At 67.8% G+C, this 18,771-nt stretch carries 23 protein-coding genes; 12 read left to right on the forward strand and 11 right to left on the reverse strand.

Going from position 1 to position 18,771, the window contains the following annotated elements:
* The first annotated feature begins 25 nt into the window (after window positions 1-25).
* From Q8K49_RS07075 to Q8K49_RS07085, 3 genes are all read left to right on the forward strand, one after another.
* Window positions 26-163, forward strand: a complete 138-nt coding sequence (locus tag Q8K49_RS07075) for an entericidin A/B family lipoprotein (RefSeq protein WP_305305035.1) — start codon at window positions 26-28, stop codon at window positions 161-163.
* 245 nt (window positions 164-408) lie between these two features.
* A complete protein-coding gene (locus Q8K49_RS07080; RefSeq protein WP_305305036.1) occupies window positions 409-2,067 on the forward strand; it encodes an MFS transporter in 1,659 nt (552 codons plus the stop codon).
* Window positions 2,068-2,289, forward strand: coding sequence for a hypothetical protein (locus tag Q8K49_RS07085; RefSeq protein WP_305305037.1), 222 nt, complete (start codon window positions 2,068-2,070; stop codon window positions 2,287-2,289).
* A gap of 2 nt (window positions 2,290-2,291) precedes the next feature.
* Here Q8K49_RS07085 and Q8K49_RS07090 read toward each other — a convergent pair whose 3' ends face one another.
* Together Q8K49_RS07090 and Q8K49_RS07095 are read right to left on the reverse strand one after the other, a co-directional pair.
* The gene (locus Q8K49_RS07090; RefSeq protein ID WP_305305038.1) at window positions 2,292-2,693 is read right to left on the reverse strand and encodes a hypothetical protein; all 402 of its coding nucleotides are present in this window, start codon (window positions 2,691-2,693) and stop codon (window positions 2,292-2,294) included.
* Window positions 2,694-2,776: 83 nt separating this feature from the next.
* Window positions 2,777-3,253, reverse strand: a complete 477-nt coding sequence (locus Q8K49_RS07095; protein ID WP_305305039.1) for an Lrp/AsnC family transcriptional regulator — start codon at window positions 3,251-3,253, stop codon at window positions 2,777-2,779.
* A gap of 140 nt (window positions 3,254-3,393) precedes the next feature.
* On the opposite strand from Q8K49_RS07095, the gene ald reads away from it, so the two are divergent.
* A complete protein-coding gene (ald, locus tag Q8K49_RS07100) occupies window positions 3,394-4,512 on the forward strand; it encodes an alanine dehydrogenase (protein WP_305305040.1) in 1,119 nt (372 codons plus the stop codon).
* Here the strand turns inward: ald and Q8K49_RS07105 are convergent, their stop codons facing one another.
* Complete coding sequence (locus Q8K49_RS07105) at window positions 4,513-4,902, reverse strand: hypothetical protein (RefSeq protein WP_305305041.1); 390 nt, start codon at window positions 4,900-4,902, stop codon at window positions 4,513-4,515. It lies immediately after the preceding gene.
* Window positions 4,903-5,064: 162 nt separating this feature from the next.
* Between Q8K49_RS07105 and obgE the strand changes: the two genes are divergently transcribed.
* From obgE to Q8K49_RS07145, 8 genes are all read left to right on the forward strand, one after another.
* A complete protein-coding gene (gene obgE, locus Q8K49_RS07110) occupies window positions 5,065-6,123 on the forward strand; it encodes a GTPase ObgE (protein ID WP_305305042.1) in 1,059 nt (352 codons plus the stop codon).
* Window positions 6,124-6,184: 61 nt separating this feature from the next.
* Window positions 6,185-6,862: a nicotinate-nucleotide adenylyltransferase gene (locus Q8K49_RS07115; RefSeq protein WP_305305043.1), complete on the forward strand. Its 678-nt coding sequence runs from the start codon at window positions 6,185-6,187 to the stop codon at window positions 6,860-6,862.
* A gap of 97 nt (window positions 6,863-6,959) precedes the next feature.
* Window positions 6,960-7,379 carry a ribosome silencing factor gene (gene rsfS / locus Q8K49_RS07120; RefSeq protein WP_305305044.1) on the forward strand — a complete coding sequence of 140 codons (420 nt, stop codon included), beginning with the start codon at window positions 6,960-6,962 and terminating at the stop codon, window positions 7,377-7,379.
* A 12-nt stretch (window positions 7,380-7,391) separates the two neighbouring features.
* Window positions 7,392-7,856 (forward strand): 23S rRNA (pseudouridine(1915)-N(3))-methyltransferase RlmH, encoded by a 465-nt coding sequence (gene rlmH, locus Q8K49_RS07125; RefSeq protein ID WP_305305045.1) that lies wholly within the window; start codon window positions 7,392-7,394, stop codon window positions 7,854-7,856.
* A gap of 55 nt (window positions 7,857-7,911) precedes the next feature.
* Window positions 7,912-8,997, forward strand: a complete 1,086-nt coding sequence (locus tag Q8K49_RS07130) for a murein hydrolase activator EnvC (RefSeq protein WP_305305046.1) — start codon at window positions 7,912-7,914, stop codon at window positions 8,995-8,997.
* Between the two features lie 232 nt (window positions 8,998-9,229).
* Entirely contained in the window at window positions 9,230-10,600 is a 1,371-nt protein-coding gene (locus Q8K49_RS07135) for a S41 family peptidase (protein WP_305305047.1), read from the forward strand.
* 118 nt (window positions 10,601-10,718) lie between these two features.
* Window positions 10,719-11,921, forward strand: coding sequence for a divergent polysaccharide deacetylase family protein (locus tag Q8K49_RS07140; protein WP_305305048.1), 1,203 nt, complete (start codon window positions 10,719-10,721; stop codon window positions 11,919-11,921).
* Window positions 11,922-12,018: 97 nt separating this feature from the next.
* A complete protein-coding gene (locus Q8K49_RS07145) occupies window positions 12,019-12,489 on the forward strand; it encodes an RNA pyrophosphohydrolase (protein ID WP_305305049.1) in 471 nt (156 codons plus the stop codon).
* Here Q8K49_RS07145 and Q8K49_RS07150 read toward each other — a convergent pair.
* From Q8K49_RS07150 to Q8K49_RS07185, 8 genes are all read right to left on the reverse strand, one after another.
* On the reverse strand, window positions 12,486-12,731 hold the full coding sequence (locus tag Q8K49_RS07150) for a DUF1272 domain-containing protein (RefSeq protein WP_305305050.1): 246 nt from the start codon (window positions 12,729-12,731) through the stop codon (window positions 12,486-12,488). The genes Q8K49_RS07145 and Q8K49_RS07150 overlap by 4 nt on opposite strands.
* Before the next feature lie 134 nt (window positions 12,732-12,865).
* The gene (locus tag Q8K49_RS07155; RefSeq protein ID WP_305305051.1) at window positions 12,866-13,123 is read right to left on the reverse strand and encodes a hypothetical protein; all 258 of its coding nucleotides are present in this window, start codon (window positions 13,121-13,123) and stop codon (window positions 12,866-12,868) included.
* A gap of 282 nt (window positions 13,124-13,405) precedes the next feature.
* Window positions 13,406-13,675 carry an ATP synthase F1 subunit epsilon gene (locus tag Q8K49_RS07160; protein ID WP_305305052.1) on the reverse strand — a complete coding sequence of 90 codons (270 nt, stop codon included), beginning with the start codon at window positions 13,673-13,675 and terminating at the stop codon, window positions 13,406-13,408.
* A 3-nt stretch (window positions 13,676-13,678) separates the two neighbouring features.
* Window positions 13,679-15,235: a F0F1 ATP synthase subunit beta gene (gene atpD / locus Q8K49_RS07165; protein ID WP_305305053.1), complete on the reverse strand. Its 1,557-nt coding sequence runs from the start codon at window positions 15,233-15,235 to the stop codon at window positions 13,679-13,681.
* Between the two features lie 38 nt (window positions 15,236-15,273).
* Window positions 15,274-15,498: a hypothetical protein gene (locus tag Q8K49_RS07170; RefSeq protein WP_305305054.1), complete on the reverse strand. Its 225-nt coding sequence runs from the start codon at window positions 15,496-15,498 to the stop codon at window positions 15,274-15,276.
* A gap of 41 nt (window positions 15,499-15,539) precedes the next feature.
* A complete protein-coding gene (locus tag Q8K49_RS07175; RefSeq protein WP_305305055.1) occupies window positions 15,540-16,418 on the reverse strand; it encodes a F0F1 ATP synthase subunit gamma in 879 nt (292 codons plus the stop codon).
* Between the two features lie 32 nt (window positions 16,419-16,450).
* A complete protein-coding gene (gene atpA, locus Q8K49_RS07180) occupies window positions 16,451-17,986 on the reverse strand; it encodes a F0F1 ATP synthase subunit alpha (RefSeq protein WP_305305056.1) in 1,536 nt (511 codons plus the stop codon).
* A 59-nt stretch (window positions 17,987-18,045) separates the two neighbouring features.
* Window positions 18,046-18,600 carry a F0F1 ATP synthase subunit delta gene (locus Q8K49_RS07185; RefSeq protein WP_305305057.1) on the reverse strand — a complete coding sequence of 185 codons (555 nt, stop codon included), beginning with the start codon at window positions 18,598-18,600 and terminating at the stop codon, window positions 18,046-18,048.
* Window positions 18,601-18,771 lie beyond the last annotated feature (171 nt).

Below are 18,771 nucleotides of genomic sequence, written 5' to 3' on the forward strand. Positions count from 1 at the left end.
CCCGCCTGACTTCAAGGAGTACCCCATGCGCAAGTTGTTCGTTCTCTTCGCCGCCGCCGCCGCCTTGACCACCGCCGCTTGCAATACCGTCGCAGGCGCGGGTGAGGACGTCTCAGCCGCCGGGACCGCGGTCGCCCGATGCGCTGACGGCAAGACCTGCTGATTCAGGCGCCAGCCCATAGGCAGCATCCGAGATCCCGACCGCGTTTCCCCCCGACGCGCGGCTCGGTTGAAGAAGGCCCGTCAGCATCCCCCCCGCTGGCGGGCCTTCGTAATTCCCGGCGCCCCTCTTGCGAGCGGTCCGGCACCGACCCTGCCCCCGCGCCTATTTGCGGGATCGGCGACGCCGTCTAGCATGCGCAATGCAGGCGTCCGCAGAGACGCTGTGACGACGCGGGGAGGCGATCGATGATGGATACGGTTGAGACCAGGGCGGACCCGAGCCTGAGAACGGTGGTGGTGGCGTCAGCCGCGGGCACCGCGTTCGAGTGGTATGACTTCTTCGTCTTCGGCTCTCTGGCCACCGTCATCGCGCGGCATTTCTTCGCCGACGCCGGCGAGACGGTCGCCTACATCCTGGCCCTGCTGACGTTCGGCCTCGGCTTTGTGGTACGGCCGCTGGGCGCGCTGGTGTTCGGCTGGTTCGGCGACCGGACGGGCCGCAAGACCACCTTCCTGGTCACCATCACCCTCATGGGTGTCGCCACGGTCGCAATCGGCCTGTTGCCGGACTACGGCCAGATCGGCCTGGCCGCGCCCATCCTTCTGCTGATCATGCGGGTGCTGCAGGGATTCGCCCTCGGTGGCGAATACGGCGGGGCGGCCATCTATGTCGCCGAACATTCACCGCCGAAGAAGCGCGGCCTGCTGACCGGCTGGATCCAGACTACCGCCGCCTTCGGCCTGATCGGCGCCCTGTCGGTCATCCTGATCACCCGCCAGATCGTCGGCGTGGAAGCCTTCGACGAATGGGGCTGGCGCATCCCCTTCCTGCTGTCCGCCCTGCTGCTGATCGTGTCGCTGTGGATCCGGCTGAAGCTCAACGAGAGCCCGGCCTACCAGCGCATGGAGGCCGAGGGCGGCGAGCGGCGAGCGCCGTACAAGGAGGCCTTCTTCCGGTGGGGCAACGGCCGGTTCGTGTTGATCGCCCTGTTCGGCATCATGATCGCGCAAGGGGCGGTCTGGTACTGCGGCTATTTCTACACCCGCTTTTTCATGGAGCGGGTGCTCAAGGTCGACGTCAACACCGTCGACCAGCTGGTGTTGATGGTGACCGTCGCCTCTGCGGGCCTGTACGTTTTCTTCGGCTGGCTATCCGACCGGGTCGGACGCAAGCCGGTGATGCTGTTCGGCATGATCCTGGCCCTGGTCGCCTTCTTCCCTGGCTTCCACGCCCTGACAAAAGCCGCCAATCCGGCCTTGGCCGAGGCGCAGGTTTCCGCCCCCGTGACCGTGGTCGCCGACCCCGCCACCTGCGCCCTGCAGTTCGACCCGATCGGCAAGGCCGCCTTCTCCAGCTCGTGCGACATCGCCAAGAGCGTGCTGTCCAACGCCGGTGTCTCCTACGGCAACGCCGAGGCCGCACCGGGCTCGATCGCCATGGTCCGGGTCGGCGGAATCGAGATCGCCTCGGTCGAGGGAGCCGGCATGGACGTCAACACGCTGAAGGCCGCGCGCACCGGGGTCGAAACCCGGATCAAGGCGGCGCTGGCCGAGGCGGGCTATCCGGCGAAGGCCGATCCGGCGCGGATCAACATGCCGCTGGTGTTCGGCATATTGATGATCTTCATGTTGGCGGCCACGGCGCTCTACGGACCGCAGGCGGCGGCGCTGGTCGAGCTGTTCCCGACGCGGGTGCGCTATACGGCGATGAGCCTGCCCTACAACATCGGCACCGGCTGGGTCGGGGGCCTGTTGCCCGCCGCCAGCTTCGCCCTCGTGGCCTGGTCAGGGAACATCTATTTTGGCCTCTGGTATTCGGTCGCGTTTACGGTGATCGCCGCCGTGGTCGCCCTGATCTGGCTACCAGAGACCAAGGGGCGGGACCTCGACGCGATCGGGACCTGAGTGACGGCGGTGAAGCGGCGGCGGTTCAAGCCTCTGGTCTGGCCGGTCGCGCTGCTAACGGTGGGCGCGGCGGCCAGCTGGCTGGCGGAGTTCGCCGTCGGACGGTGGCAGGACTACCAGCTGTACAGCCTGGCCCGGCCCGTCGCAGACCTGCTGATGCTCATCGGCGCGGTCTGGCTGGTGGCGGCGGTCGTCGGCGGGGTGCGGAACCGTCGCGGCTGAGGTCAGACCTTTTTCAGATCGGCGATGAAAGTCTGAACCTCATCATGCATCCAGTGAGCGCCCTGCGACCAGAAGCGGGCGAGCGCCTCGTGATTCAGCCTCACCCAGTCGATCACCGCCGGCGCCCTGCGATTGAGATCGCGGGCCGCCATGCTGCGGGCGAGCAGGCGCGGCTCCGACGCCACCGCGACGGAGAAGCTCGGCTGGCCCGGACCGGTCTTCAGGTCGTATTTTACCCGAGGACCATGGGATCCCATGACGGTCGAAATCGTGATGACGCCGGGCGCCCCCGTCCTGTCTTCGCCGAGGTTCGCCATGTCGAAGACGTCCTCCTCGCCGAGCGCGCCGATTTCCTCGTCGAGGGTCGGCTCGCGATCGATCCAGACGGCGATGTTCTCGTTCATGGTCACGGCGCGGATAAGACGCCTCCCGGCTCACAGGTGTCAAACGGTTGCAACTGGAACGCGCTTATGGCCTCGCCACCCGCTCAAACCGGCAAGGCTCCCCGTTTCACCACCGTCCGCATGGCCACGCTCGACGAGACCCGGGTCACGCCGGGGATGCGGGTCAGTTCGCGCGAGTGGACCCGCTCCAGGTCGTCGACGTCACGCACCACCAGCCGCAGCAGATAGTCCGAGCCGCCGGTCATCAGATAGCATTCGACCACCTCGGGCACGGTCGAGATGGCGGTCTCGAAGGCGGTCAGGGAGGCCTCGGCCTGGGACGACAGGGTCACCGTCACGAAAACGCTGATCGGCAGGCCGACGGCGCGTTCGTTGATGATGGCGGCGTAGCGGCTGATGACCTGAGCCGCTTCCAGCGCACGCAGCCGGCGCAGGCAGGCGCTCTCCGACAGGTTCACCGCCTTGGCCAGATCGGCGTTCGTCATCCGGCCATCGCCTTGAAGAGCGCGGATCATCTTACGGTCGGTGTCGTCCAGAGCTACGGCAGAAACGGTCTTCAATGATGCACTCCTTCGCAGGTTCTGCGACTTTATCTTGATATTGCGATGAAAAGAACAGGAACCTGCGGTGGGACCGCCGCTAGATTGCCGCCGAAACGCGGCCGCCGCAGATCGGCCCGTCCGCTCAGAAGGAAACGGTCATGCGCGTCGGCGTCCCCAAGGAAATCAAGAAGAACGAACACCGCATCGGCCTGACGCCGACGGCGGTGCGCGAATACGTCGCCCACGGCCACACCGTCTCCATCGAGACCGGCGCCGGCCTCGGCGCCGGCTTCACCGACGCGGACTACAAGAAGGCAGGCGCCAGGATCGTCTCGACCGCCGCGGAGATCTTCGCGAACAACGACATGATCGTGAAGGTCAAGGAGCCTCAGAAGGTCGAGTGGGAAATGCTCCGCGAGGACCAGATCCTGTTCACCTACCTGCACCTGGCCCCCGACCCCGAGCAGACCAAGGGGCTGATCGCCTCGAAATGCGCGGCCATCGCCTATGAGACCGTGACCAACGCGCAAGGCGGGTTGCCGCTGCTGGCCCCGATGTCCGAAGTCGCCGGACGGATCGCCGTCTTCTCGGCCGCCGAGACCCTGCTGAAGCACAACGGCGGCATGGGGCTGCTGTTCTGTGGCGTCCCGGGCGTGGCCCCGGCCCGCGTGCTGGTGCTGGGCGGCGGCGTCGTCGGCCTGAACTCCGCTCGCATGGCCATGGGGCTGGGCGCCGAGGTGGTGGTGCTGGAACGCTCGATCCCGCGCATGGCCTATATCGACGAGGTCACCAACGGCCGCGTCATCACCCGCTATTCCTCGATCGGCGCGGTCGAGGAGGAGATGGTCAAGGCCGACGTCATCATCGGCGCTGTGCTGGTTCCGGGCGCCGAGGCCCCCAAGCTGATCAAGCGCGAGCACCTCAAGCAGATGAAGCCCGGCTCGGTGCTGGTCGATGTCGCCATCGATCAGGGCGGCTGTTTCGAGACCAGCCACGCCACCACCCACGAAGACCCGACCTATGTGATCGACAATGTGGTCCACTACTGCGTGGCCAACATGCCGGGCGCCGCCCCGCGTACGTCTTCGGAAGCCCTCAACAACGCCACACTGCCCTTCGGCCTGGCCCTGGCAGACAAGGGTCTGGAGGCGCTGAAGGCCAATCCGCACCTCGCGCGCGGCCTGAACGTGCTCAAGGGCGAGATCACCTATCCAGCGGTGGCCGAGGCGCTGGGCATGCCGTGGAGCGATCCGTTCGGGGTGTGGGCGAAGGACTGATCAGGGATCGATGTTGGGGCGGGAATAGCGCGTAATCTTCGCAATCTTTCCGCCTTCGACCTGAACGTTGGTCTGGAACTCGCTATTACCGAGTATCACGAGGTAGTTGGGCTCGGCGCAGGTCCAGCCGGTCCGGGCGAGGCCGGGGAGGTTGCCGAGGCCAAAGGACGACTGGCCACAATCGATCGCCTCAATGCCGCCCGTGGTTCCCGAAAGCCTGAAGGTGCGAAACGCGTCCGCTGCATCGTCGCCGACGCAGAAATTGCTGGTCACGCACTGCGGCGTTTGAGCTCCGGAACTGCTTCGGATCAGCCACTGGGTGAAAGGTGCAGTGACCGTTCCCGCGCCGAAGCAGGCAGCCGCAACCGCCAGAACACCGAGTATTCGCATGTCTTGCTCCCCCTCAACGCTCAACAGACCGCAAACTCGCCCGCATCGCAAATGTCGGCGTTGGTGCCCGCCTGTAAATCGCCGCTCTCTTGCGCCATAAGCCGCGCTCAAGCAGCGAGGCTCCGCGAGCCGAACGGTAGCGCCCCTCTTGGAAATCCCGCGATGAAGTTTCTCGACCAGGCCAAGATCTACATCCGCTCCGGCAACGGCGGGGGCGGCTGCGTCTCGTTCCGGCGCGAAAAATTCATTCCGAACGGCGGGCCGGACGGCGGCGACGGCGGCAATGGCGGCAACGTCTGGATCACGGCGGCCGACGGCCTGAACACCCTGATCGACTTCCGCTACCAGCAGCATTTCAAGGCCGCGACCGGCACCCACGGCATGGGCCGGCAGATGCATGGGGCCAAGGGCGAGGACATCATCCTGAAGGTCCCCGTCGGCACCCAGGTCCTGGACGACGACAAGGAGACGGTGCTGCTGGACATGGACCATGTCGGCAAGACCGAGATGCTGCTCAAGGGCGGCAACGGCGGCTGGGGCAATGTCCATTTCAAGGGCCCGTCCAACCAGGCGCCCGCCTACGCCAACCCCGGTCAGGAGGGTCAGGAGCGCTGGATCTGGCTGCGGCTGAAACTGATCGCCGACGTCGGCCTGGCCGGCCTGCCCAACGCCGGCAAGTCGACCTTCCTGGCGGCGGCCTCGGCGGCCCGACCCAAGATCGCCGACTATCCGTTCACGACGCTGGTGCCGAACCTCGGCGTGGTCGATCTGTCGCCCACCGAGCGGTTCGTCATCGCCGACATCCCCGGCCTGATCGAGGGCGCCTCGGAAGGGGCCGGCCTCGGCACCCGCTTCCTCGGCCACGTCGAGCGGTCGGGCTGTCTGATCCACCTGATCGACGGGACACAGGACGACGTCGCCGGCGCGTACCGCACCATCCGCCACGAGCTGGAGGCCTATGGCGCCGGTCTGGCCGACAAGGCCGAGGTGCTGGCCCTGAACAAGATCGACGCCCTGACCCCCGAGGCGCGCGAGGAAAAGGCCGCCGAGCTGGAAGCCGTCGCCGGCCGCCGCCCCATGCTGGTGTCCGGCGTGTCGGGCGAGGGCGTGACCGAACTGCTGCGCGCGGCCTGGACCGAGGTGCGTAAGGACCGTGGCGAGATCGCCCCGGCCGAGGAGGACGAGACCGTCATGGAAACCCCCGGTGGCTGGGAGCCGTAGCCCCGGCCGCCCCGGCGTGTTAGCTCCCTCGTGAGCATAAGTCCGCGCGAGCCCTGTTGTCTTGTCTTTCTTCCACGCCGGACCCGCGCCGAAAGCCAGAGGGCCTCGTCCCGGCGTCCTGCGCGACGGGCTGGACCTGCAGCCCGGCATGGCCGTCGGCCTGTTCGGCGGCTCCTTCAATCCGGCCCATGACGGCCACGCCCATGTGGCCGAGACGGCGATGCGGCGGCTGGGGCTGGACCGGGTGATCTGGCTGGTGTCGCCGCAGAATCCGCTGAAGGACGCCCGCGACAGCGCGCCGCTGGCCGAGCGCATGGCCTCGGCGCGGACGGCGGCGAAGCTGGCGGCGGACGGGCGGGCCATGATCGTCTCGGACTTCGAGACCCGCGCGGGGACGCAATGGACCGTCGACACCCTGCGCGCCCTGACCGCCCGGCACCCCGGCGTGCGCTTCGTCTGGCTGATGGGGTCCGACAATCTGGCCAGTTTTCACAAATGGCGCGGCTGGACCGACATCATGCGGATGATGCCTGTGGCGGTGATCGCCCGGCCGGGGTCGCTGCACCACAGCCGCACCGCGCCGGCCGCCGCGCGCTTCGCCCCGGCGCGGGTTCCGACCAGCCAGGCACGGCTGCTGGCCGACCTTGAGGCTCCGGCCTGGACGTATCTGACGGCTCCGCTTAACCCACGCTCCTCAACCGCGCTGCGGGCCGCGCGTGACGCCGCCGCGCATTTGTGATAGGCTGCCGCTTTAGTAATCTCCCCGGAGCCCTCCGCTGACCCCCTCGCCCGCGCACGATGCGCAAGACGCCGCCGTTTCAAACACGGCGCACGAGATGGACGAATTCGAACCCATCCGCTCCGAAGACGGGTCACCGATAGATGGGCCGCAGGCTCCCCTTCCCGTCGGCTCCACCGTTCTGGAAACGGCCATCCTGTCGCGTCTCGACGACGACAAGGCGCAGGAAATCGTCCTCATCGACCTGAGGGGCAAAAGCCCGATGGCCGACAGCATGATCATCGCCTCGGGGCGGTCGCACCGTCACGTCGGCGCCCTTGCCGACCACCTTCTGCGCGCGCTGAAAGAACAGGGTCTGGGCAAGGTCAAGGTCTCGGGCCTGCCGCACTGCGACTGGGTGCTGCTGGATGCGGGAGACGTCATCGTCCACCTGTTCCGCCCGGAAGTCCGCGCCTTCTACAACATCGAGAAGATCTGGTCGGTCGAGAGCGGCCACCGCGTCGACGCGCGCGTCTGATCCGCTGAACCTGTGAAGCTGGTTGTCATCGCCATCGGCAAGCCGGGGCGGGGACCCGAGGCCTTGCTGGCGGCAGACTACGCCGAGCGCGCTACCCTGGCCGGGCGGGCGCTGGGCCTCGGCCCGCTGGAGCTGGTCGATCTGGAGCCGCGAAAGGCCGGCAAGGCGCCGGAGGCGGAGCTGATCCTCAAGGCCGCCGAGGGGGCGCATCTGATCGCCTGCGACGAACGCGGCCGGACCTTTTCCAGCCGGACCTTCGCCGACCATATCGCCATGCTGCGGGACCGCGGCGAACGACGCCTGGTCTTCGCCATCGGCGGGGCTGACGGGCTGGACGACAGCGTGCGCGACGCGGCCGGCTCGACGCTCGCCTTCGGGCCCCAGACTTGGCCGCACGCCCTGGCCCGGGCCATGCTGGCGGAACAGCTGTATCGCGCCGTGACCATTCTGGCCGGGTCACCCTATCATCGCGACTAAGGCGAAATCGGTAAGGATGCGCTGGCATCCGAACTCGGATATTCGCTCAGACTCCATGCGCGCCCCGATCCTGATCCTGATCCTGTGTCTGAGCCTGATTGCCCTGCCCGTGGCGGCGATCGCGCGCCAGTCGCCCCCCGAAGGCGAGGTCAAACGGCTGCAGGCCGAGTTCCGTGACGAACGCGCCCGCGCGCGCCGCCTGCGCGAAGAGGCCGCCGGAGCCACGCGCGAGATCGCCGGACTGGAACGCCAGTTGAACGACCTGCGCGCCGCGGTCGGGCAGGACGACGCCGTGATCACCGGCCAGCGCGCGCGACTGCGCGAGCTGAGCGCGCGCGAGGCCGCCCTGGTGGCCCAGCTGTCCCGGGCGCGAGGCCGCCAGGGGCGGTTGCTGTCGGCCCTGCAGATGATGAGCCGCCGCCCGCCGCCGCCGCTTCTGGTCCCCGCCGACAGGGCGGTGGACACAGTGCGGGCCGCCATACTGATGCGGGCCATGGCCCCTGCGCTGCAGGCGCGGGCGCAAGGGTTGGCCGATCGTCAGGCCGAGGTCGTGCGGGTGCGGCGTCTCAGCGCACTGAACAGCGAACAGCTGTTCACCACCGAAAGCGCCCGGGGCGACCGCCGCGCAGAAATCGAGGCCTTGACGGGACGCAAGACCGCGCTTCAAGCGGTGCTCAGGGCCGAGGCCGAGGGCGCCGAACGGGCCACGCGGGTGCTGGAGGCGCGGCTGCGATCACTCGGCGCCGCCGTTCCGCCCGCCGAAACTGAGACCGAGCCGGCCGCGACGCGCCTGCCCGCGGGACGCAGCCGTCTGACCGCACCGGTCGAGGGCGCGCCGTCGCGTCGGTTCGGTTCGGGATCGAGCGGCTGGAGCTGGCGCGCCGACGGGGCCGAGGTCCGCGCCCCGGCCGCCGGACGCGTGGCCTTCGCCGGACCGTTGAGCGGCTGGGGGCAGGTGGTGATCCTCGACCTCGGACCCGGCTGGCGCGCGGTGATCTCGGGACTGGACGAACTCTCGGTCGACGCCGGCGACCGGGTTGTGGACGGCCAGACCCTCGGCCGCACCGGCGCGGACGGGGAGCCGGCGTTCGAGCTGCGCCGGGATGAACGCCCGATCGATCCGGCGCCGTGGTTGAGGTGAAACAGGAGTGACGAGTGGCGAGTGACGAGTTGTCTGGGCTGGAGCAGGGCCGGGTCGGCCGATTCCCGTCTGATCGCCAACCTCTCGCCAAGCGAAACCGCTTCCCATCCGCCGATGACGCTGATTTTATCCGGGAATCGCCGATCGGCCACGATTTCGTCGCCGGTCGGTCCGTAACTGCCTGATCAAGAGCCGCTTCCCCGGCCATCGTCCGTTCGCTGAAAGAGACCTGATGCGTAAATTGTTGCTGGTTGGCGCCGCCGCCGTGACCCTGGTGGGGCTCGGCGCCGCGAGCGCCACGGGCCAGACGCCGCGTAACGAGGCGTTCCGCATGCTGGCCCTGTTCGGGGACGTGCTGGGCATTGTCGAACAGGCCTATGTCGTGCCCGTCGACGACAAGAAGCTGATCGAGGCGGCGCTACAGGGCATGATGGGGGCGTTGGACCCCCATTCCAACTACCTGCCGCCCGCCGGCTATGACGAGCTGCAGGAGCGCACCTCGGGGGCCTATTCGGGCGTGGGGCTGACCATTCAGGCCGAAGGCGGGCTGGTGAAGGTGATCTCGCCGATGGACGGCGGACCCGCCGCCCGCGCCGGGGTCAACGCCGGGGACGTCATCTCCTCCATCGAGGGCCAGAGCGCCGCGGGCCTGACCGTCAGCCAGGTCTCGGAAAAGCTGCGCGGGGCCGTCGGCACCTCGGTCAAGGTCACCTTCCTGCGCGACGGCGAGGAGCCGCGCGAGGTCACCCTGACGCGCGAGGTCATCAAGATCGAATCCGTCACCGGCCGGATCGAGGGCGAATTCGGCTATCTGCGGGTCTCGACCTTCAACGAGAACACCGGGCGTGAACTGGGCGAGACCATCGCCCGGCTCAAGGCCGAGAACCCCGACATCAAGGGCTATGTGCTGGACCTGCGCAACAACGGCGGCGGCCTGCTGGACGCGGCCATCGCCGTGTCGGACGCCTTCCTCGAACGCGGCGAGATCGTCAGCCAGCGGGGTCGCAAGGCCGACCAGATCCAGCGCTATGGCGCGCGGCCGGGCGACCTGACCGGCGGCCTGCCTCTGGTGGTGCTGATCAACTACGGTTCGGCCTCGGCCTCGGAAATCGTGGCCGGCGCCCTTAAGGATCATCAGCGGGCGACGATCGTCGGCCTGACCAGCTTCGGCAAGGGTTCGGTCCAGACGGTCATCCCGCTGCGCAATGGCCAGGACGGGGCCCTGTCGATCACCACGGCGCGCTACTTCACACCGTCGGGCGCCTCGATCCAGAAGATCGGCATCGAGCCCGATCTGGAAGTGTCCCGCTCACTGGCCGAGGCGCGGATCGTGTCGCGGTCGAACTTCATCTATTCCGAGGCCGCCTACGCCACGGCGCTGGACGCCTCGATCGGGGCCGAGCGCAAGGGGCCGCACACCCCGCACGAGGCGCCCGGCGAAGGCTGGCCCGAGGACAAGGACTATCAGCTGGAGCGGGCCTTCGATGTGCTGCGCGCGGGCGGGAACCTGGCCCAGCTGGCCGCCGCGCCCGAGGGTATTGTGGTGACCGCGCCGGGCACAGCCCTGGCCGCAGCAGAGCCGGAGCCTGCGCCGGAAAACTGACCTGCAAACTGACGCCGGATGACTAACGGTGCGTTAGGCTTTCTTAACCGACGCCCGCCACTGTGAGCCGTGAAGGAGTCCGCTTCGCGGACCCCCGTTCGAGCGTCCAGTCCTGCCCATGTTCGCCAAGCGCCAGTCTGTCCTCGCAACCACCGCCGGAGCGCCCCCGGTGCGCCGGTCGTTGCGCGAAAATCTCGCTCCGGTCGGCCGTATCCTGAAAAAGCCGCCGGTCGCCGTCACCGCCGCAGGCTTGCTGCTGCTCGCCGCCGCCGCCCTGTTCGTCACCGTGCTGGGCGACCCCCGCGCAGGGGCGCCATCGGCCCGCGCGGCGCTGAAGCGCGAAGTCGCTGTCGCCGCCCCGCCGCCGACCGGTCTGGAGGCCTTCTCCGTCGGCGCCTACGGCTCGTGGCAGGATCTGGCCGGCGAAGGCGGCGCCGCCGTCGATCCCGCCCTGGGCGGTGAGGCGGTCATCACCCTGCCCAACGGCGCCACGGTATCCGGAAACGGCGCACCCGTGACCGCCCCGCGTGTCGCCGCCAGCCCCCTGCCCGCCGCCCCCATCGCCGGCCTGAGCCAGCCGGGGCCCAACGGTCCGCTGCCGACCATCGCCACGGACGGTCGCGTGCCGGCCCAGGCCTATGCCCGCCCGTTCCGCTCCAACGGCCGGCCGCGCGTCGCCCTCATCGTTGGCGGCCTGGGTCTGAACGCCGTGACCACCCGCGCCGCGATCGAACGCCTGCCCGCCGAGGTGACCCTCAGTTTCGTCCCCTATGCCGAGGGCCTGCAGGGCTGGATCGACCTGGCCCGCGCCCAGGGCCACGAGGTCATGCTCGAGATGCCGATGGAGCCCACCGGCTATCCGAACAACGACCCGGGCCCCCACACCCTGCTGGCCTCCGGCCAGCCGGCCGACATCCAGGCGCGGATGAACTGGCTGCTGGGACGGGCGACCGGCTATTTCGGCGTCACCAACTATATGGGCGACCGGTTCGCGACCTCGGACACCGGCATGACCGCCTTCATGACCATCCTGCGCCAGCGCGGTGTCGCCTTTCTCGACGACGGCTCGATGAGCCGCCGCCCCGGCGCCTGGGCCCGGGCCAGCGCCAACCGCATCATCGACCAGGAACAGAACCCCACCGCCATCGTCGGCGAGCTGAACGCGCTGGAGGCTCTGGCCAAGGGTCGCGGCCAGGCCCTGGGCGCCGGCTTCAGCTATCCGGTCACGGTCGAGGCTGTGGCCCGCTGGACCGCTGACATGGACGCACGAGGGCTACAACTGGCTCCGGCGAGCGCGATGACGCAGCGGCCGGGAAGATAGGGAGTGGCGGGTGGCGAGTGGCGAGTGACGAGGACTCGCTGAACCGGTTCTTGCCCCGCGCCTTGACTCGCCACTCGCCACCCGCCACTCGCCACTCATGGACCTCTCCCGCTACCGCCCCAACGTCGGCGTCGTGCTGTTCCATCGGGATGGGCGCGTCTGGTACGGGCGTCGGGCAGGGACCGAGGGGCCTCACAACTGGCAGTTCCCGCAGGGCGGCGTCGACGACGGCGAGGACCTGGAGCTCGCCGCGCGGCGCGAGCTGGCCGAGGAGACCGGGGTCGTATCGGCCGAACTGATCGCGCGGACCGTTGAATGGATCGCCTATGACTTCCCGGCCGACTACGGCGGGTCCAAGGCCGCCCGCGGCTGGGCCGGCCAGAAGCAGCAGTGGTTCGCCTTCCGCTTCACCGGCGAGGAGTCCGAGATCGATCTTGAGGCTCATGAAGAGATCGAGTTCGACGCCTGGCGCTGGGGCGCGCTGTCCGACGCCCCTGACCTGATCGTGCCGTTCAAGCGGGCGTCCTATGAACAGGTCGTGGCCGTGTTCGCACCGTTGGTGGTCTAGGCGGCCGCGCAGCCCTGCGGTTTGAGCACCCGTTTCGTTGAAGCCGGGTATTTCGCCATCAGACGCGCCGGCCGGATCGGGCGGGCGCTGAACCCGCCGCCGCAGTTGGGGCAGACGCCCTTCAGGACGCCGTCCACGCAGTCGGCGCAGAAGGTGCATTCAAAGGTGCAGATGCGCGCCTCGGCGCAGTCGAACGGCAGGTCACGGTCGCAGCATTCGCAGTTGGGACGTAGTTCGAGCATGGGGCCTCCATTCCTCCCCGCCTTGGGGGAGGGGGACCATGCGAAGCATGGTGGAGGGGGCGGACGCAAGCACCGGCGCCCGGGACGCCCCCTCCACCGTCGTGCCGACGGTCCCCCTCCCCCGTTCCGCTTCGCTACTCGGGGGAGGACTTCGACCGGCCGAGCGCCAGCTGGACAAGGCCATAGACCGCCACCAGCGCCCATGCGCCTTCCATCAGCACCGCCGACAGGTTGAAGTCGAAATAAAGCGACACGAGGATCAGCAGGGCGCCGGTCAGATTGAGCGCCAACGCGGGCGCCTGTGCCGGGTCCAGCTTCTTCGCCGTAGCGCCGGCATAGGCGATCAGGATGCACAGGACGCCGACGACGCCGAGAAGATCAGGGAGGGTCATGGCCCGTCCTTAGCGCGGGGTGGTCGTCTCGGCCACAGCCGGAAGACTTCACAGATGACAGGCGGCGACGGCGCAGCTTGTCATCCCGGACGCGGCCTGGCCGCGATCCGGGACGGGATGGAACTTCCAAAACGAAAACTCCCGGGCAGCTCGCAGAGCTGAACCGGGAGACGGGTGGCGTCAACCGTGCTCCCGGACAGGCGCGAGCGCCTTCCGGGAAGGACGATCAGGGAGCATAGCCGTCCCCGATAGCCGCTGCGCGGCTTCGGGGATGACAAGGCCCTACCCCGCCGTCACTTCCGAAGCCTGTTCGGCCAGGATGGTCAGGCCGGCCGGGGTTACGTCGGCGAAACCGCCGTGGACCTCGAACTGACGCCGCGAACCGCCGTCGATGACGGTGACCACGCCCTCGCGCAGCGCCGTCATGAAGGGGGCGTGGTCGGCCAGGACGCCGAAATCGCCCTCGACGCCCGGCGCATCCACCTGATCGACGAGACCGTTGAAGACCTCGCGCTCAGGCGATACCAGCGAAAAGCTGAGCTTGCCGGCCATGGATCAGGCCGCCTCGGCGGCGAGCTTCTGGGCCTTCTCGACCGCCTCCTCGATGGCGCCGACCATGTAGAAGGCCGCTTCCGGCAGGTGGTCGTATTCACCGGCGACGATGCCCTTGAACGAGCGGATCGTGTCTTCCAGCGAGACGAATTTGCCGGGCGAGTTGGTGAACTGCTCGGCCACGAAGAAGGGCTGCGACAGGAAGCGGCTGATCTTGCGGGCGCGCGAGACGATCAGCTTGTCGTCTTCCGACAGCTCGTCCATGCCGAGGATGGCGATGATGTCCTTCAGCGACTTGTACTGCTGCAGCACTTCCTGGACCGAACGGGCGACGCGGTAGTGTTCCTCGCCAATGACCAGCGGGTCCATGATCCGCGAAGTCGAGTCGAGCGGGTCCACGGCCGGGAAGATGGCCTGGGCGGCGATGTCACGGTTCAGCACCGTGGTCGCGTCCAGGTGGGCGAAGGAGGCGGCGGGGGCGGGGTCGGTCAGGTCGTCGGCGGGCACATAGATGGCCTGGACCGAGGTGATCGAGCCCTTCTTGGTCGAGGTGATCCGCTCCTGCAGATTGCCCATCTCGGTGGCCAGCGTCGGCTGGTAGCCTACGGCCGAGGGGATGCGGCCCAGCAGCGCCGACACTTCCGAACCGGCCTGGGTGAAGCGGAAAATGTTGTCGACGAACAGCAGGACGTCCTTGCCCTCTTCGTCGCGGAAATATTCGGCCTGGGCGAGGCCGGTCAGGGCGACGCGGGCGCGGGCGCCGGGAGGCTCATTCATCTGGCCGTAGACGAGGGCGCATTTCGAACCCTCGGTCGAGCCGCCGTTCTTGGCCGGGTCCACGTTGACGTTGGACTCGATCATCTCGTGATACAGGTCGTTGCCTTCGCGGGTGCGCTCGCCCACGCCGGCCAGCACCGAATAGCCGCCGTAGGCCTTGGCGATGTTGTTGATCAGCTCCTGCATGGTCACGGTCTTGCCCACGCCGGCGCCGCCGAACAGGCCGACCTTGCCGCCCTTGGTGTAGGGGCACATCAGGTCGATGACCTTGATGCCGGTGACGAGGATTTCCGACGACGTGGACTGCTCTTCGAACGAAGGCGCCTCGCGGTGGATCGGGCGGTACATGGTCGTCTTGATCGGGCCCTGTTCGTCGATCGGCGCGCCGACGACGTTCATGATCCGGCCGAGGGTGCCGGGGCCGACCGGGGCCAGGATCGAGGTGCCGGTGTCGACCACGGCCTGACCGCGGGTCAGACCTTCCGAGGTGTCCATGGCGATGGTGCGGACCATGTTCTCGCCGAGGTGCTGGGCGACCTCGAGCACGAGGGTGAACGGCTTGCCGGTCTTCTGATCGACGTTCTGCGTCTCCAGAGCGTTCAGGATCGCCGGCAGCTGGCCGGTGAACTCGACGTCAACGACGGCGCCGATGACCTGGGCGATCCGGCCCACGCCGGTGCCGGCCGTGACGACGGCGTTGCCGGTCGCGGCGGCGGCCTTGGGAGCCTTGGGAGCGACCGGCTTGCGGGCGGCGGGTTTCTTCGGAGCGACGGTGTCGGTCATGGCGGTGCGGCTTCTTCTAAAAGTCTTGTCGGAAAGGGTCAGGCTTCGACGAGGTCGAGGCGGCGTTCGATGCGGGCGATGCGTTCTTCCAGCCGATCAATGCGCTGGCTTTGACCGGCGGGGCTGACCTGAACCTGGCCCACCTGGAGCTCAAGGCCGGACAGCCGGCTCTTGATGTCGATGATGTCGAGCGCCATCGCATCCGTGGTGGCGCGGATGTGCTTGAGATGCTCGAGCATCAGATGAGCGACGTCGTCGGTCACTTGAGCTTCCTTTCGACCCGGAGAGCGTAACACATAATACGTTACAGCGCCTCCGCGCCGGCGATGATCTCGATCAGTTCGGTGGTGATCTGGGCCTGGCGTTTGCGGTTGTATTGGAGGGTCAGGCTGTTGATGAGGTCGCCCGCATTGCGGGTCGCGTTGTCCATGGCGCCCATCTGGGCCCCGAAGAAGCTGGCCTGGTTCTCGTAGAGGGCGGCCAGCACCTGGGTGGTGATGTTGCGCGGCAGCAGCGTCTCGAGAATCTCTTCCTCCGAGGGCTCGTATTCATAGGTCGCGCCGTTCAGGTCGATCGGCGGAGCGTCGCCGTCGACGACCGCCGGGATCAGCTGCTTCGGCGTCGGGATCTGGGCGATGACCGACTGGAAGCGGCTGTAGAACAGGGTCACGACGTCGGCGTGGCCGGCCTCGAACTCCTCGGCGATCAGGGCCGCGATCGGCTCCGCCGCCGGCAGGCCGATGACCTTGTGGTCCGACATCTCGAAGGTCCTGACCAGCTTGTCGCCGTACAGGCGGGACAGGCCGTCGCGCGACTTGCGGCCCACGGCGATGATGCGAACGTCCTTGCCGGCGGCGATCAGACCGTTGATCCGCTCACGCGCAGCCCGGATGACATTGGTGTTGAACCCGCCCGCCAGACCCTTGTCGCCGGTGGCGACGACGATCAGGTGTTTCTTGTCCGAGCCGGTGCCCGCCAGCAGCTTCGGTGCGCCGTCGCCCGACACGCCCGCCGCCAGATTGGCGATGACGGCGGCCATCTTCTTCGCATAGGGACGGGCGCTTTCCGCCTGATCCTGGGCGCGCTTCAGCTTGGCCGCGGCGACCATGTTCAGGGCCTTCGTGATCTTCTGCGTGGACTTCACGCTTCCGATCCGATTGCGCATTTCCTTGAGGCTGGCCATCCGGGGCTACTCTCTCGCTATCCGGGCCGGTCTCAGGCGAACGTCTTGAGGAAGGCTTCCAGCACCGACTTGAGCTCGGCTTCGAGCTCGGCGGTGAGGTCCTTCTTGGCGCGGATGCCGTCCAGCAGGGAGGCGTTCGACGACTTGATGCGGGCCAGCAGCTCGCTCTCGAAACGGCCGATGTCGCCGACCGCGATGCCGTCCAGATAGCCGCGCGTGCCGGCGTAAACCGAGACGACCTGCTCCTCCATGGTCAGCGGGCTGTACTGCGGTTGCTTCAGCAGTTCGGTCAGGCGCGCGCCGCGGGCCAGAAGTTTCTGGGTCGAGGCGTCGAGGTCCGAGCCGAATTTCGCAAAGGCGGCCATTTCCCGATACTGGGCCAGCTCGCCCTTGATCGAGCCGGCGACCTTCTTCATCGCCTTGGTCTGGGCCGAGGAGCCCACGCGCGACACCGAGATGCCGACGTTCACGGCCGGGCGGATGCCCTGGTAGAACAGGTCGGACTCGAGGAAGATCTGGCCGTCGGTGATCGAGATCACGTTGGTCGGGATATAGGCCGAGACGTCGTTGGCCTGGGTCTCGATCAGCGGCAGGGCGGTCATCGAGCCCGAACCGTAGTCGGCGTTCAGCTTGGCCGACCGCTCCAGCAGGCGGCTGTGCAGATAGAAGACGTCGCCCGGATAGGCCTCACGGCCCGGCGGGCGGCGCAGCAGCAGGGACATCTGGCGATAGGCGACAGCCTGCTTCGACAGGTCGTCATAGACGATCAGGGCGTGCATGCCGTTGTCGCGGAAGAACTCGCCCATGGCCGTGCCCGAGAACGGGGCCAGGAACTGCAGCGGGGCCGGCTCGGACGCCGTGGCGGCGACGACGATGGTGTAGTCCAGGGCGCCGCGCTCCTCGAGCGTCTTGACGATCTGGGCCACCGTCGAGCGCTTCTGACCGATGGCGACGTAGATGCAATACAGCTTCTCGCCTTCACTGGTCGCGGCGGCGTTGGTGCTCTTCTGGTTCAGGATGGTGTCGATGGCGACGGCGGTCTTGCCGACCTGACGGTCGCCGATGATCAGTTCGCGTTGGCCACGGCCGATCGGGATCAGGGTGTCGATGGCCTTCAGGCCGGTCTGCATCGGCTCATGCACCGACTTGCGCGGGATGATGCCGGGAGCCTTGACGTCGACGCGGCGACGCTCGGTGAACTGGATCGGGCCCTTGCCGTCGATCGGCTCGCCCAGCGGATTGACGACGCGGCCCAGCAGGCCCTTGCCGACCGGCACGTCCACGATCTCGCCCAGACGGCGGACCTCGTCGCCCTCGGCGATCTGATTATCCTGGCCGAAGATCACGGCGCCGACGTTGTCGCGCTCGAGGTTCAGGGCCATGCCCTTCACGCCGGCCTTGGGGAACTCGATCATCTCGCCGGCCTGGACATTGTCCAGACCATGGATGCGGGCGATGCCGTCGCCGACCGACAGCACCTGGCCGACGTCGGACACGTCGGCTTCAACGCCGAAGGAGGCGATCTGCGACTTGAGGATGGCCGAGATTTCGGCGGCGCGGATGTCCATGACAGGCTCTCTGTTATCGTCTTGTCAGCGCGGCCCCGTCGGAGCCGCGAGTGTTGGGTTCAGGCGCGTTTCAGCGCAAACTTCATCTGGTCGAGCTTGGTCTTCAGCGAGGCGTCGAACAGTTTCGAGCCGACCTTGACCTTGAGGCCGCCCAGGATCGACGGATCGACGCGGGCGGTCATTTCGGGGTCCTTGCCCAGCGAGGTTCGCAAGGCGGACTGGATGGATTTCATCTGGGCGGCGGTCAGGGCCTGGGCCGATACCACCTCGGCGGCGACGACGCCGGTCTTCTTGGCATAAAGCAGGTCGAAGCCGGCGATCACGCCGGGCAGGTCGCGGGCGCGGCCGTTCTGGGCCAGCAGACCGAGAAAATTGCGGGTGACGCCATTGAACTTCGCCTTGGCGGCGATGGCGGTCAGACCCTTCTGCTGGTCCTCGGCGGCGATGACCGGCGACTGCGCCAGACGGCGCAGGTCGGCGCTGTCGTTCCACGCGGCCCGTAGCGAAGCCAGGTCAGCGCGCACGGCGTCCAGAACGTCCGTCTCGTCAGCGAGGTCGAACAGCGCCTGTGCGTAGCGCTCGCCGACTTCCGTCGTCCTGTAGTCGTCAGCCACTTGTCATGTCCGCGCGGTTGGCGTTCGGGTTGGCGACCGGCGGCGTGTCCGCGCCAGTCAAATGTCTGAAATGCTTTGAGAAAGCACTTGGGGGACGCGTCTTGCAACGCGCCCTCCGGCTCAGCCGGGCGCCTGATAGCATCCATCCCCCGTCGCCGCAACCGAAGCGGG

The sequence above is a fragment of the Brevundimonas sp. genome, assembly GCF_030682035.1.
In the GTDB taxonomy this organism is placed as follows: Bacteria; Pseudomonadota; Alphaproteobacteria; order Caulobacterales; family Caulobacteraceae; genus Brevundimonas.